Source organism: Nitrosomonas sp. Nm58 (genome assembly GCF_900107335.1).
GTDB lineage: Bacteria > Pseudomonadota > Gammaproteobacteria > Burkholderiales > Nitrosomonadaceae > Nitrosomonas.
The window spans coordinates 15819-28890 of record NZ_FNPQ01000013.1; the positions used below are offsets into that span (position 1 = coordinate 15819).

Sequence of the window (13072 nt, forward strand, 5' to 3'; positions counted from 1 at the left end):
TTACCTATTGCTCCAGCTGCAATTTCTACTTAATTAGATAATGTAAAAATCCGTATTGGTTAGCGTAAGCCCGCCGGTTAGTTGGGCGAATTGCTGGGCACTTGCGCCACCGATGCCGTCGGCGTCATAGTTGAGAGCACCAGTTTGCATATTGTAAATGATCCGGTCTGTGGCATCGTGCGCTGCAGTGCCGATGTGGAAAGCTGCAGCGTTGAGGCTGCCGGTGGTTAGACTGGTAAAAATAGCGTTCTCTAAATGGATAATGTCATCGACTGGAGAGAAGTCGGTAATTTTATCGATGGCGCTGATAAAGGAAGCGTTGAATACGAAAATATCGTTGCCTGTTCCACCCGTTAAAGTATCTGCTCCTGCGTTACCCCATAGTTTATCGCTATTGCTACCCCCATCAATTTTGTCGTTGCCTGCATTACCGTAAAGTTTGTCGTTGCCACCCGAACCAGAGATGACATCAGCGCCAGAAGTTCCCATCAGTATATCTGAGCCTGATGTACCAAAGATTGTGTTAGATACTGGCTGGGATGGGGTGCTGCTGCTGATTGGATCGACCAGATCGAGTTTTATATTTTTACTATTAATGCTAACTTGTTGAGTCGTTGTAGTAAATCCACTACTAGAAAAACTGACTGTATAACTTCCGGAAGCGAGTTCTAGTTCGTAACCACCAGCTGGGCTAGTCTGCGTCGTTGTGATGGTACCGGTTGTATTATTTTTGGCGCTGACAGTGAAGCTACCTAATCCTTCATTGATATCATAACGATTATCACCATCCAAGTCGTCAAATGCAACACCCGTTAAGAAAGAATGAGATGCAGTCCGGGCAAAGTTTTGTGTCACAAAAGCCCCTTCGTAGCTACTGTACTGACCAACCGCCAGACCGACTCCAATTTCGCGGTAGGTGTCATTTAGTATGTTTGTCCTATGACCTGTTGAACTCATTAATGATGCATGCAATTGTTCCACTTCATCCAGTAAACCTGCCGGTGCGCGGGTGCTCATCCAGGCAATATTTTCTCCCCAAGCCCAAGAGCCAGAGAATACATAACCCGCTGCTTTCATGCGATCACCCGGATTGGATCCACCTGCGCCGGTATGAGAGAAAGTATCGGTTGCGATCATCCAGCTACTATGATTCTCTGCCGATTCATTCAAATCACCATCAAAGGCAAGAGGTTGAGCGCCAACCTTAGCACGTTCGACATTGATTAGTTCTAGCATGTATTGTTCGTAAGCGCTAGCTTGAGACATAAGAGTAACTCCTGTCTGTTCGACTTGTGAAATTTGAATAGGGAAAGGGACAGTACTAAAGACTCAATAACCTGTCAATCATGATAAGGAACGTGATGATGATGTCATCATCGTAACTTTGGACAAGGTGGGCACGATGTAAATTCTGGCTATTGCTACGCATTTTGTTGTGATGCACGGGATGTCTTCGTGTCTTTATGGAGTTACTACACAGCTATGAAGAACGAAATATCCATGCATCTGACGAGGAGCCAATTTTCTATAGCGCTGCTTGTGAACGAGAGCTTGCTCCTGGATACCATGAGTGGCTCAAGAATGGTAGTGTGTGATCTAGCTGACCAGAAATCTGGCACGGATGAGTGAATGTCTCTTGAGATTGCGGTGGAGGTTGTCACATTAGGTGAATTCCTATTAATGTAATGTATTTAAGCTTCACTGGGGCTGATAAAGTTTTAACTATTGAGTAAAGCTTATAGGAACAAACATTGCTTCTATGCGGTATCGGCGCAAGCGCTGTCTTTTAAACGGCTTGGTCAAATAAGACAAGATTGGTATATTGGAAGCAAGAACTTGCAATTGCCAAGTGGTATGGGACTCAGTTATTGCAATATTTCAGCAATCAGTTCAGAATTAATAGATCTCGTCACTAAAAAGTCGTGTTTTTCTATAGGGTTGACTTTGTCAATTTATAAGTTTTACGAGGGAATCTTTCATCCCGGTTGTTTGAATTGCTAAAATCATGGTTTGTCAAGAGATTGACGCAGTGCTTATTCAAGGGTAGCATGCCGTGTTCTGATATTTGGGGAAAGAGGATGCGCGCAAAGTTGGTTGTCGGTAACTGGAAAATGAATGGTAATTTGGCTCAGAACAGGGAGTTACTGAATGCAATTATTACGGGAACCACTGAGTTACCGGATATCGTTTGTGCGGTTTGTGCGCCATACCCTTATCTGCCAGCAGTGCAGCTCATTCTGAAAGATACTCATGTTGTTTGGGGAGCGCAGAATGTGAGCCAATTTGATTTGGGTGCCTATACGGGAGAAGTAGCGGCAGAAATGTTATTGGATTTTGCATGTCGTTATGTAATTGTTGGGCATTCCGAGAGGCGGTCTTTATTTGGTGAGGATAACCATACAGTGGCCGAAAAATTTAAGAAAGCTCAGTGTGCTGGATTGATACCCATTTTATGTGTCGGTGAGACGTTGGCGCAGCGCGAAATTGGTGAAACAGAACGGATAATAGAAGAGCAGCTCGATGCAGTGATTAAATTAATGAGCATTGATTCGTTAGCGCAATCAGTTATTGCTTATGAGCCAGTATGGGCTATTGGTACGGGTAGAACGGCTACTCCCGCGCAAGCGCAGAGTGTGCATGCATTCATACGCAACAAGATTGCTCAGCAAAATGCAGGTGTGGCGGCTAGCGTGCAGATCCTTTATGGGGGAAGTGTCAAATCCAGTAATGCAAGTGATTTGTTTGCAATGTCCGATATCGATGGGGGGTTGATAGGAGGCGCCTCATTGATTGCTAACGATTTTATTTCAATCTGTTCGGCTGCACAGCATTGATTTGTATATAGAGAGAAAATGGAAACAATAGTTTGGTCGATTCATTTGGTGGCAGCATTGGTAGTTATTATTTTAGTTCTGTTACAGCACGGAAAAGGTGCAGATATGGGGGCTGCGTTTGGCAGTGGCTCGGCGGGAAGCCTATTTGGTGCAAGTGGCTCGGCTAACTTTTTAAGTCGAACAACAGCTTTGGCCGCTACAGTATTTTTCATCACTAGCTTATCACTGGCTTATTTCTCTGGTAGTGGAAATGAAAGTGCCAGTGTGATGAGGCGTTTTGAGATGGAGTCTGTTGAAGTTCAAGATGCAAAAAAATCATCAGATGCGGCGCCTTCTTCTGAAATGCCAGAAAAAAATGATGCTGCCTCTAAGGCCCGAGAAATACCTGAGTAGTTAAGCCGTTGTTTATGATTGTGTGTTGAATGCCAGTATTGAGCGGATTTTATTATCTGCTCGGAAATAAGTGGCCGATGTGGTGGAATTGGTAGACACGCCGTCTTGAGGGGGCGGTGGCGAAAGCTGTGCGAGTTCGAGTCTCGCCATCGGCACCATTTCTTACTAAGAGATTGGTGGCTACGCAAATAAATCAATAACGAGAATAATGATTATGCTAGATACAATGCTTGGTAATTATTTCCCAGTTTTACTTTTTATTTTGGTTGGATTGTCAGTAGGTGTGTTATCCATGTTGGCCGGTTGGTTGTTTGCACCTAATCGACCCGATAGCGAAAAATTGTCCCCCTACGAGTGTGGTTTTGAGGCATTTGAAGATGCACGTATGAAATTTGATGTGCGCTACTATTTGATTGCGATATTGTTCATTCTATTTGATCTGGAAATTGCATTCCTTTTCCCTTGGGCGGTTGTATTAAATGAGATCGGTATGTTTGGCTTTGTTGCGATGCTGATATTTCTCGGCATACTTATTGTAGGTTTTGTTTACGAATGGAAGAAAGGTGCCTTGGAGTGGGATTGATATTATGGATGGTACAGTAGATAAAGGTTTTATAACCACTAGTCTGGATTCTGTGATTAACTGGGGGCGTACTGGGTCAATGTGGCCAATGACTTTTGGGCTTGCTTGTTGTGCGGTGGAAATGATGCAAACTGGTGCCTCACGTTATGATTTAGATCGATTCGGTATCGTTTTTCGTCCTAGCCCGCGGCAGTCAGATGTGATGATTGTGGCAGGAACGTTGTGCAACAAGATGGCACCTGCGTTGCGTAAAGTTTATGATCAAATGGCTGAACCACGCTGGGTAATTTCTATGGGATCCTGTGCGAATGGTGGGGGCTACTATCATTATTCATATTCCGTAGTACGTGGATGTGATCGAATTGTGCCGGTTGATATTTATGTTCCTGGATGTCCGCCTACTGCTGAAGCTTTGCTTTATGGAATCATCCAACTCCAAAATAAGATCAAAAGAACGAATACTATTGCGCGCTAGGCTCTAACATGTCGATCAGTCGTTTTGAAAAACTCTCCTCATCTTTGCGGGATGCGCTTGGTGATAAGTTGGTTGGTTTAAACCAGCACTTAAAAGAAATAACTATCGTGGTGCAGTCACGCGATTTATTAGATGTAATGGAAGTGCTACGGGATCACCCCAGCTTAAATTTTGACATGCTCATTGATTTGTGTGGCGTGGATTATTCTGCCTATACCAATGACTCTTTTGCAGGGGAGGGGCGTCAGAACAGGCGTTTTGCCGTTGTTTATCACTTGCTCTCGATAAATCTCAATCATCGATTAAGGGTAAGGATATTTGTCGATGATGATGAATTTCCGATCGTGGATTCAGTAATGGGCATTTGGCCATCAGCTAATTGGTTTGAGCGTGAGGCATTTGATCTTTACGGCATCATTTTCTCGAATCATCAGGATTTACGGAGAATTCTTACTGATTATGGTTTTATTGGTAATCCCTTTCGCAAGGATTTTCCCTTATCCGGGCATGTGGAGATGCGCTATGATGCTGATCAGAAGCGAGTCATTTATCAACCCGTCACAATAGAGCCCCGTGAGATAACGCCTTATGTAATCCGTGAGGAATATTACGGTGAGGAAGATAAGGTCGATTAAACATGAAATCAAAACATATCTTTTTTAATATCGGGATTGCTTAGGGTATGGCCGAAATACGCAATTATACCATGAATTTTGGGCCGCAACACCCTGCTGCACACGGTGTTTTGCGGCTGGTGATGGAATTAGATGGTGAAGTGATAAGGCGAGCCGATCCGCATATTGGGTTGCTGCATCGTGCCACGGAGAAATTAGCTGAAAACAAAACCTATATTCAGTCAGTACCTTATATGGATCGACTGGATTATGTTTCCATGATGGTGAATGAGCATGCATATGTAATGGCAATAGAGCGGTTATTACAAATCGAGGTTCCTTTGCGGGCTCAGTATATACGTGTCATGTTTGATGAAATAACGAGAATACTGAATCACCTACTTTGGCTAGGAGCGCATGCGCTAGATGTGGGGGCAATGACTGTATTTCTCTATGCATTCCGTGATAGAGAAGATTTGATGGATTGCTATGAAGCTGTCTCGGGCGCCAGAATGCATGCAGCATATTACCGTCCGGGTGGGGTATATCGAGATCTACCTGATACTATGCCTCAATACCAGTCATCACATATTCATGACGAAAAAGAAACGAAGAAAAGAAATGAGAATCGCCAGGGATCATTGCTTGATTTTATTGAGGATTTCACCAACCGTTTTCCGCAATACGTCGATGAGTATGAAACGCTTCTGACAGATAATCGTATCTGGAAACAAAGGTTGGTCGATATTGGTGTGGTTCCACCAGAGCGAGCTAAGGCTTTGGGTTTTACAGGGCCAATGCTGCGTGGTTCTGGAGTGGAATGGGATTTACGTAAGAAACAGCCGTATGAAGTTTATGATCAAATTGATTTTGATATACCTGTAGGGGTCAATGGCGATTGTTATGACCGCTATTTAGTGCGTATTGAAGAATTTCGGCAATCCAATCGTATCATCAGGCAGTGTGTTGAATGGCTGCGCAACAATCCTGGGCCAGTCATTGTTGATAATCATAAAGTAGCTCCGCCTTCGCGTGTAGCCATGAAGCAAAGCATGGAAGAGATGATTCATCACTTCAAGCTTTTTACTGAAGGTATCCACGTTCCACCGGGTGAAGCCTATGCAGCGGTTGAGCATCCCAAAGGGGAGTTTGGTATCTATATTATCTCCGATGGCGCCAACAAACCTTACCGTTTAAAAATTCGTGCACCAGGGTTTGCTCATTTAGCAGCCTTGGATGAAATGTCACGTGGTCACATGATTGCCGACTTGGTTGCAATTATTGGTACACAGGATATCGTTTTTGGTGAAATAGATAGATAAATAAAAGAAATGTTAAGTGCTGAATCCTTGGAAAAAATAAATCGAGAGATTGCAAAGTACCCTGCCGATCAGAAGCAATCGGCAGTCATGTCCGCACTCGCTATCGCACAAGACGAGAAAGGCTGGCTCGCTACCGAAACCATGGATTTCATTGCCAAATATTTGGGCATGCCGGCTATCGCGGTTTATGAAGTTGCGACATTTTATAATATGTACAATCTGAGGGAGGTGGGTAAGTATAAAATCACAGTTTGTACCAATCTCCCCTGTGCTTTATCGGGCGGAAATAATGCGGCAGATTATTTAAAGCAAAAGCTTGGAATTGGGTTTAACGAGACTACTGCTGATGGGCTATTCACCCTAAAGGAAGGTGAATGCATGGGGGCATGTGGAGACGCGCCTGTTTTGCTGGTTAATAACAAGCGAATGTGTAGCTTTATGTCCAATGATCAAATAGATCAATTGTTGGAGGAATTGCGCAAATGACTCAGTCTGTTCAGGTGATCCTGGCTGGCGTGGATCCTGCTAATCCTGATAACTGGAGGTTGAAAAGTTATCTCAAGCGAGATGGCTATACTGCTCTCAAGAAAATTATTGCTAACAAGATATCTCCTGAAGAGGTCATTGAGGAGGTTAAAAAATCCGCTTTGCGTGGTCGTGGGGGTGCGGGGTTTCCAACTGGTTTGAAATGGAGTTTCATGCCGCGTCAATACGAGGGGGATAAGTATCTGGTATGTAATTCAGATGAAGGCGAGCCGGGTACGTTTAAGGATCGCGATATCATGCGATACAATCCGCATATCTTAATAGAGGGTATGTTGATTGCAGCCTACGCCATGGGCGTCAAAGCTGGATACAACTATATTCATGGTGAAATCTGGGAAACCTATGAGCGCATGGAAGAAGCTGTCGAAGAAGCACGCTCGGCAGGTTTTCTTGGAAGCAATATTCTAGGTTCAGATTTTAGCTTCCAACTTTATAATCATCATGGTTATGGCGCATATATTTGCGGCGAAGAAACGGCATTACTCGAATCGATAGAAGGAAAAAAGGGACAACCTCGCTTCAAGCCTCCCTTTCCTGCAAACTATGGTCTTTATGGTAAACCAACAACGATTAACAATACTGAGACATTTGCGTCAGTACCCTGGATCATTCGCAATGGTGGAGAGAAGTATTTACAGCTCGGAAAGCCCAATAACGGTGGCACCAAGATTTTTTCAATATCAGGTCATGTGAATAAGCCAGGAAATTATGAAGTGCCATTAGGAATTCCATTTGCGGAGTTACTGGAAATGGCTGGTGGTATGCGTGGCGGCAGGAAGCTAAAGGGGTGTATTCCAGGCGGATCATCAATGCCAGTTCTGCCTGGTGATATCATGATGAAAACAGATATGGATTATGACTCAATCGCTAAGGCTGGATCGATGCTTGGTTCTGGGGCGGTAATTATCATGGACGACACAACATGTATGGTAAGAGCACTAGAGCGCCTCTCTTATTTTTATTATGAGGAATCATGTGGTCAATGCACACCGTGTCGAGAAGGTACGGGCTGGCTGTATCGTATCATCAATCGTATAGAGCACGGGAAAGGCCGGTCAGAAGATCTGGATCTGCTCGATAACCTAGCTGACAATATTCAAGGACGCACTATTTGTGCACTAGGTGATGCTGCGGCAATGCCTGTACGCGCAATGCTGCAGCATTTTCGAGATGAGTTTGTATATCACATTGAGCATAAGAAATGTATGGTGTGATGTGTGCCAAGTCGATGTAGTTCTTTTTTATATATGATTAATCCGAGAGTTTGTAATCGATGGTCAATATCGAAATCAATGGTAAGCAAGTAACTGTGCCCAAAGGTGGCACTGTGATGGACGGTGCAAGGCAGCTTGGGATCTATATTCCTCATTTTTGCTATCACAAAAAATTGTCGATCGCTGCGAATTGCCGTATGTGTCTGGTGCAAGTAGAGAAAGCACCTAAGCCTTTACCCGCTTGCGCAACACCCGCAACAGAAGGAATGAAAGTATTTACCCATTCTCAGCAAGCGGCAACGGCGCAAAAAGGCGTCATGGAGTTCTTGCTGATCAATCATCCATTGGACTGTCCTATTTGCGATCAAGGGGGTGAATGTCAATTACAAGATCTTGCCGTCGGCTATGGAGGCAGTGAATCGCGTTATCAGGAAGCAAAGCGGGTAGTTGTTAACAAAAATCTTGGGCCGCTTATTTCAACTGATATGACTCGTTGTATTCACTGTACACGCTGTGTACGTTTTGGTCAGGAAATTGCCGGAATTATGGAATTAGGCATGGCCGGCCGTGGCGAGCATTCTGAAATTTTATCATTTGTAGGTAAAACAGTCGATTCTGAATTATCAGGCAATGTAATCGATCTCTGTCCGGTGGGCGCTCTGGTCAGTAAGCCATTTCGTTATTCGGCACGTACTTGGGAGCTATCACGTAGAAAGTCGATCAGTCCTCATTGTGGTTTGGGTAGTAATTTAATCGTCCAGGTAAAACAAAATCGAGTGATGCGAGTTTTACCTCGTGAAAATGAAGAAATTAATGAATGCTGGTTATCGGATAAAGATCGTTTTTCCTACGAAGGATTAAATTCGGAAGATCGCTTGACGACTCCCATGATCAAGCGCGATGGCCAGTGGCATTCGTGTGATTGGCAGGAAGCGCTGATATTTACCGTAGATGGCCTAAAATCGGTGATGGAAAAACACGGTGTAAACAGTATCGGCGCTTTAGGATCGGCTCATAGCACCTTGGAGGAGCTCTTTCTGTTGCAGAAATTGATGCGAGCACTGGGAAGTGGAAATATCGATCATCGTTTGCGTCAATCAGATTTCCGGGCTGACGGCAACTTGCAGGGAGCGCCCTGGTTAGGAATGAGTATCGCCGATATTCTGCAGTTAAAATCAATTCTGATTATCGGTAGTACCTTGCGTAAGGATCATCCTCTTCTGGCTCATCGCTTCCGTCAAGCAGTGAAAAAAGGAGCACAGCTTAGCATTATTAATCCAATAGATGATGATCTGCTGATGAGAACTGCTCATCGTGCAATCGTAGCGCCTTCTGAAATGGTGAATATGCTAGCGCAAATTCTTAAAGTGATTGCTGGGACTAAACCTGTTGAAGGGATTTCTGCGCATATCAGGCAAGCAATAGCATCAGTAAGTACCACCGATGTGGCACGAGCAATTGCAGAAAGCATGCTCGCTAATAATCCTGCTGCGATTTTTATGGGGAATGTAGCTCAACATCACCCGCTCTACGCAGATATTCATGCATTCGCGCAGGCGATTGCAAAGTCAACCGGAGCAAACTTTGGGTTTCTGGGTGAAGCAGCCAACAGTGTAGGCGCTTATCTCGCAGGAGCAGTTCCAGGTCGAGGTGTATTAGGAACTGAGATTAAGCGCGATGAACGAAGATCTCAATACAATGCTGCGCAAATGTTTAGCGATGATTCAAATAGCGCTGTATCCTCTTGTCGCGCTTACGTGCTTATGAATCTGGAACCGGAACTGGATACACATAATCCGCAACAGGCGATGAAAGCAATTAATAATGCAGAATTTGTTGTTTCTTTAAGTACTTTTAAAGGCAATGCCACAAATTATGCTGATGTGGTTTTACCGATTGCTCCATTTACTGAGACTTCAGGAACTTTTGTGAGTGCAGAGGGGCGCGTGCAAAGTTTCAACGGTGTAGTTTCACCCTTGGGAGACACGCGTCCTGCGTGGAAAGTTTTACGTGTACTGGGTAATTTGTTGCAGTTGGATGGTTTTGATTATGAAACATCAGAGCAAATTCGTGCGCAAATCATTCCTGCTGAAGAAGCCATCACAAGATATCTCAATAATAATTTAAAAGAATATGAAGCCACTATATTCATACAAGAAGTAAGTGGTCTGCAACGTATTGGCGAAGTTCCCATATATCAGGCAGATCCCATTGTGCGACGTGCTGAATCATTGCAATTGACTCACGATGCGGCATCGCCAAAAGCATGGTTGCCTACTGCGCTGCTTAAACAGCTTAGCGTGAGGGAGGGTGAGGTAATTAGATTAAAGCAGGGCGGTGGCGAAGTACAGCTTGAAGTGGCTGGTGACGATGGGCTTCCCTTTAATTGTGTACGAGTAGCTTGCGCGCATCCACATACTTCTACCTTGGGCGCAATGTTTGGGGAAGTTTCAGTAGAAAAATTATAAAAATACGAATGGGATTTGTTGATGGATTATACACAACAACTGTTTGAGCAGATGTTTGGTGCGGAGTGGGGCGCGACGGTTTATATAGTGGCAAAGAATTTATTCTATATCTTTGCGATCGTTGTGCCATTGCTCTTAGCAGTTGCCTATCTTACATTTGCCGAGCGCAAAATCATCGCTTATATGCAGATTAGAGTAGGGCCTAACCGAGTAACTTTTTTCGGAATTCCATGGTTGCGTGGTTGGGGACAACCCATCGCAGATGCGGTAAAAGCGATCATGAAAGAGATCATCATTCCCACCGGTGCGAACAAGTTTTTGTTTTTACTTGCGCCTATTCTCACGATCGCGCCTGCTTTGGCAGCATGGGCGGTGGTACCTTTTTCACCAGAGTTAGTACTTGCGGATATCAATGCCGGTTTGCTCTATATTTTAGCCATGACCTCTTTAGGCGTTTATGGCGTGATTATAGCTGGATGGGCTTCCAATTCTAAATATGCGTTTTTAGGATCAATGCGATCAGCGGCGCAGGTTGTTTCATACGAACTGGCAATGGGTTTCGCGCTAGTTTGTGTATTAATGATGTCAGAAAGTCTGAATTTAGGCGATATTGTTAAGGGGCAGCAAGGCGATAGTCTACTGAATTGGTACCTGATTCCATTATTTCCAATGTTTCTAGTCTATTTCATCTCGGGCGTGGCTGAAACGAACCGTGCTCCATTCGATGTTGCTGAGGGTGAGTCGGAAATTGTGGCTGGGTTTCATGTTGATTATTCGGGAATGGCATTTACTGTCTTTTTCTTGGCAGAATATGCCAACATGATACTGGTTGCTACGCTTACCAGTATCATGTTCCTAGGTGGTTGGCTTCCTCCAGTGAATATTGCGCCATTTACCTTAATACCCGGAATAGTATGGTTGTTATTAAAAATAGCATTTATGTTATTTTTCTTCTTATGGTTCCGTGCTACTTTCCCGCGCTATCGTTATGATCAAATTATGCGTCTTGGCTGGAAGATATTTATTCCCATCACGCTGGTGTGGATTGTTTTATTGGGTGCTTTGATGCAACTGCCAGAATCAATCAAGGCACTGTTCCCACTTAATCTATGGTTTAACTAAAGGAGGAAGTGAAATGGAACGTATTAAGCATTTTTTTAAATCCTTTCTGCTGTTTGAATTACTAAAAGGAATGAAAGTCACTGGGCGCTATCTGTTTGCGCCTAAGATCACAGTTCATTATCCAGAAGAAAAAACGCCCCAATCGCCGCGATTTCGTGGATTGCACGCCTTACGGCGTTATCCTAATGGTGAAGAACGTTGCATTGCTTGTAAATTATGTGAAGCAGTTTGTCCTGCATTGGCGATTACCATCGAATCGGAACAGCGTGAAGATGGGACTCGGCGTACCACTCGTTATGATATTGACATGATTAAGTGTATATTTTGTGGTTTTTGTGAGGAAGCGTGTCCAGTGGATGCGATTGTTGAAACACGCGTACTCGAATACCATGGCGAGGTACGTGGTGATCTCACTTATACGAAAGAAATGCTCCTTGCTGTTGGAGATCGCTATGAGGAGCAGATTGCTAAAGACAGAGAAGCTGACGCGCCTTACCGATAAATATATTCATTAGACACTCATGAATTTTCAGGATTTTATTTTTTATTTTTTTTCTGGAGTATTGGTGCTGTCTGCACTGGGAGTTATAACGCTTCGTAATCCAGTTTATGCTGCATTGCTGCTGGTACTCGCCTTTTTTACTTCTGCCGGAATATGGTTGCTTTTGGAAGCTGAATTTCTTGCGATTACATTGGTTCTGGTTTACGTAGGTGCAGTAATGGTTTTATTCCTTTTTGTGGTTATGATGCTGGATATTAATCTTGAGCGATTACGTGAAGGTTTCTGGAAATGGTTTCCATTTGGTGCGTTACTTGCGCTAGTTTTGGCAATAGAAATCGGTATGGTTTTGATGGGAAGGCAATTCAATTTAGATAATATGCCTATTCCTCAACCGCATGAGGCTGGTTATAGTAATACCAAAGAACTGGGGCGCTTGATATATACTGAGTATGTATACGCATTTGAATTGGCAGCAGTTATTTTATTGGTGGCGATGGTAGCTGCCATTGCGCTTACTTTACGTTATCGTACCGACAAAAAATCTCCTAACCCTTCAAAGCAGATTGCAGTTAAACGAGATGATCGAATACGAATGATTTCTATGTCTTCTGAAAATGAAGAATGAAAGCTATTACACAGATATAGAAGATATAGTTATTTTTCATATACGTTCAGTTTAAAAGGTGATTAATTGATATCGTTATCCCATTATCTCGTGCTCGGTGCAATTTTATTTGCGATAGGCGTAGTTGGCATTTTTCTCAATCGGAAAAATGTGATTATTTTATTGATGTCTATTGAATTAATGCTGTTAGCAGTCAATATAAACTTTGTTGCTTTTTCTCATTTTCTCCAAGATGTGGCGGGACAGATTTTTGTTTTCTTTATCCTTACCGTGGCGGCGGCAGAAGCAGCTATTGGGCTTGCAATATTGGTCGTGCTCTTTCGTAATTTGCGTACCATTAATGTGGACGATCTGGATGAGTTAAAAGGGTAAGA

General features: G+C 43.6%; 14 protein-coding genes and 1 tRNA gene. 14 read left to right on the forward strand and 1 reads right to left on the reverse strand.

Features of this window, described 5'->3' with window-relative positions:
- Positions 1-33: 33 nt before the first annotated feature.
- Positions 34-1266 (reverse strand): CAP domain-containing protein, encoded by a 1233-nt coding sequence (locus BLW34_RS06870; protein ID WP_090577374.1) that lies wholly within the window; start codon positions 1264-1266, stop codon positions 34-36.
- An 812-nt stretch (positions 1267-2078) separates the two neighbouring features.
- Between BLW34_RS06870 and tpiA the strand changes: the two genes are divergently transcribed.
- From tpiA to nuoK, 14 genes are all read left to right on the forward strand, one after another.
- The gene (tpiA, locus tag BLW34_RS06875) at positions 2079-2834 is read left to right on the forward strand and encodes a triose-phosphate isomerase (protein WP_090577376.1); all 756 of its coding nucleotides are present in this window, start codon (positions 2079-2081) and stop codon (positions 2832-2834) included.
- Positions 2835-2852: 18 nt separating this feature from the next.
- A complete protein-coding gene (gene secG / locus BLW34_RS06880; RefSeq protein ID WP_090577379.1) occupies positions 2853-3227 on the forward strand; it encodes a preprotein translocase subunit SecG in 375 nt (124 codons plus the stop codon).
- A 73-nt stretch (positions 3228-3300) separates the two neighbouring features.
- Positions 3301-3385, forward strand: a tRNA-Leu gene (locus BLW34_RS06885).
- A 68-nt stretch (positions 3386-3453) separates the two neighbouring features.
- Entirely contained in the window at positions 3454-3810 is a 357-nt protein-coding gene (locus BLW34_RS06890; RefSeq protein ID WP_090542579.1) for an NADH-quinone oxidoreductase subunit A, read from the forward strand.
- A 4-nt stretch (positions 3811-3814) separates the two neighbouring features.
- Positions 3815-4285, forward strand: coding sequence for a NuoB/complex I 20 kDa subunit family protein (locus tag BLW34_RS06895; RefSeq protein WP_090577382.1), 471 nt, complete (start codon positions 3815-3817; stop codon positions 4283-4285).
- 8 nt (positions 4286-4293) lie between these two features.
- On the forward strand, positions 4294-4920 hold the full coding sequence (locus tag BLW34_RS06900; RefSeq protein ID WP_090577384.1) for an NADH-quinone oxidoreductase subunit C: 627 nt from the start codon (positions 4294-4296) through the stop codon (positions 4918-4920).
- Positions 4921-4967: 47 nt separating this feature from the next.
- On the forward strand, positions 4968-6221 hold the full coding sequence (locus tag BLW34_RS06905) for an NADH-quinone oxidoreductase subunit D (RefSeq protein ID WP_090577387.1): 1254 nt from the start codon (positions 4968-4970) through the stop codon (positions 6219-6221).
- Positions 6222-6230: 9 nt separating this feature from the next.
- Positions 6231-6707 carry an NADH-quinone oxidoreductase subunit NuoE gene (gene nuoE, locus BLW34_RS06910; RefSeq protein WP_090577391.1) on the forward strand — a complete coding sequence of 159 codons (477 nt, stop codon included), beginning with the start codon at positions 6231-6233 and terminating at the stop codon, positions 6705-6707.
- Positions 6704-7981 carry an NADH-quinone oxidoreductase subunit NuoF gene (gene nuoF, locus BLW34_RS06915; protein ID WP_090577394.1) on the forward strand — a complete coding sequence of 426 codons (1278 nt, stop codon included), beginning with the start codon at positions 6704-6706 and terminating at the stop codon, positions 7979-7981. Before nuoE ends, nuoF begins: the two co-directional genes overlap by 4 nt.
- A 59-nt stretch (positions 7982-8040) precedes the next feature.
- Positions 8041-10449 carry an NADH-quinone oxidoreductase subunit NuoG gene (gene nuoG / locus BLW34_RS06920; protein WP_090577397.1) on the forward strand — a complete coding sequence of 803 codons (2409 nt, stop codon included), beginning with the start codon at positions 8041-8043 and terminating at the stop codon, positions 10447-10449.
- A 21-nt stretch (positions 10450-10470) separates the two neighbouring features.
- Entirely contained in the window at positions 10471-11571 is a 1101-nt protein-coding gene (gene nuoH / locus BLW34_RS06925) for an NADH-quinone oxidoreductase subunit NuoH (protein WP_090577400.1), read from the forward strand.
- Positions 11572-11584: 13 nt separating this feature from the next.
- Entirely contained in the window at positions 11585-12073 is a 489-nt protein-coding gene (gene nuoI / locus BLW34_RS06930; RefSeq protein WP_090542557.1) for an NADH-quinone oxidoreductase subunit NuoI, read from the forward strand.
- 19 nt (positions 12074-12092) lie between these two features.
- Positions 12093-12698 carry an NADH-quinone oxidoreductase subunit J gene (locus BLW34_RS06935; RefSeq protein ID WP_090542555.1) on the forward strand — a complete coding sequence of 202 codons (606 nt, stop codon included), beginning with the start codon at positions 12093-12095 and terminating at the stop codon, positions 12696-12698.
- 66 nt (positions 12699-12764) lie between these two features.
- Positions 12765-13070, forward strand: coding sequence for an NADH-quinone oxidoreductase subunit NuoK (gene nuoK / locus BLW34_RS06940; protein WP_090542553.1), 306 nt, complete (start codon positions 12765-12767; stop codon positions 13068-13070).
- The last annotated feature ends 2 nt before the right edge of the window (positions 13071-13072 follow it).

Excerpts from the sequence above, each read along its gene's own strand:
- BLW34_RS06870 (WP_090577374.1), bottom strand. The coding sequence starts at position 1,266 with ATGTCTCAAGCTAGCGCTTACGAACAATACATGCTAGAACTAATCAAT.
- tpiA (WP_090577376.1), top strand. The coding sequence starts at position 2,079 with ATGCGCGCAAAGTTGGTTGTCGGTAACTGGAAAATGAATGGTAATTTG.
- secG (WP_090577379.1), top strand. The coding sequence starts at position 2,853 with ATGGAAACAATAGTTTGGTCGATTCATTTGGTGGCAGCATTGGTAGTT.
- BLW34_RS06890 (WP_090542579.1), top strand. The coding sequence starts at position 3,454 with ATGCTTGGTAATTATTTCCCAGTTTTACTTTTTATTTTGGTTGGATTG.
- BLW34_RS06895 (WP_090577382.1), top strand. The coding sequence starts at position 3,815 with ATGGATGGTACAGTAGATAAAGGTTTTATAACCACTAGTCTGGATTCT.
- BLW34_RS06900 (WP_090577384.1), top strand. The coding sequence starts at position 4,294 with ATGTCGATCAGTCGTTTTGAAAAACTCTCCTCATCTTTGCGGGATGCG.
- BLW34_RS06905 (WP_090577387.1), top strand. The coding sequence starts at position 4,968 with ATGGCCGAAATACGCAATTATACCATGAATTTTGGGCCGCAACACCCT.
- nuoE (WP_090577391.1), top strand. The coding sequence starts at position 6,231 with ATGTTAAGTGCTGAATCCTTGGAAAAAATAAATCGAGAGATTGCAAAG.
- nuoF (WP_090577394.1), top strand. The coding sequence starts at position 6,704 with ATGACTCAGTCTGTTCAGGTGATCCTGGCTGGCGTGGATCCTGCTAAT.
- nuoG (WP_090577397.1), top strand. The coding sequence starts at position 8,041 with ATGGTCAATATCGAAATCAATGGTAAGCAAGTAACTGTGCCCAAAGGT.
- nuoH (WP_090577400.1), top strand. The coding sequence starts at position 10,471 with ATGGATTATACACAACAACTGTTTGAGCAGATGTTTGGTGCGGAGTGG.
- nuoI (WP_090542557.1), top strand. The coding sequence starts at position 11,585 with ATGGAACGTATTAAGCATTTTTTTAAATCCTTTCTGCTGTTTGAATTA.
- BLW34_RS06935 (WP_090542555.1), top strand. The coding sequence starts at position 12,093 with ATGAATTTTCAGGATTTTATTTTTTATTTTTTTTCTGGAGTATTGGTG.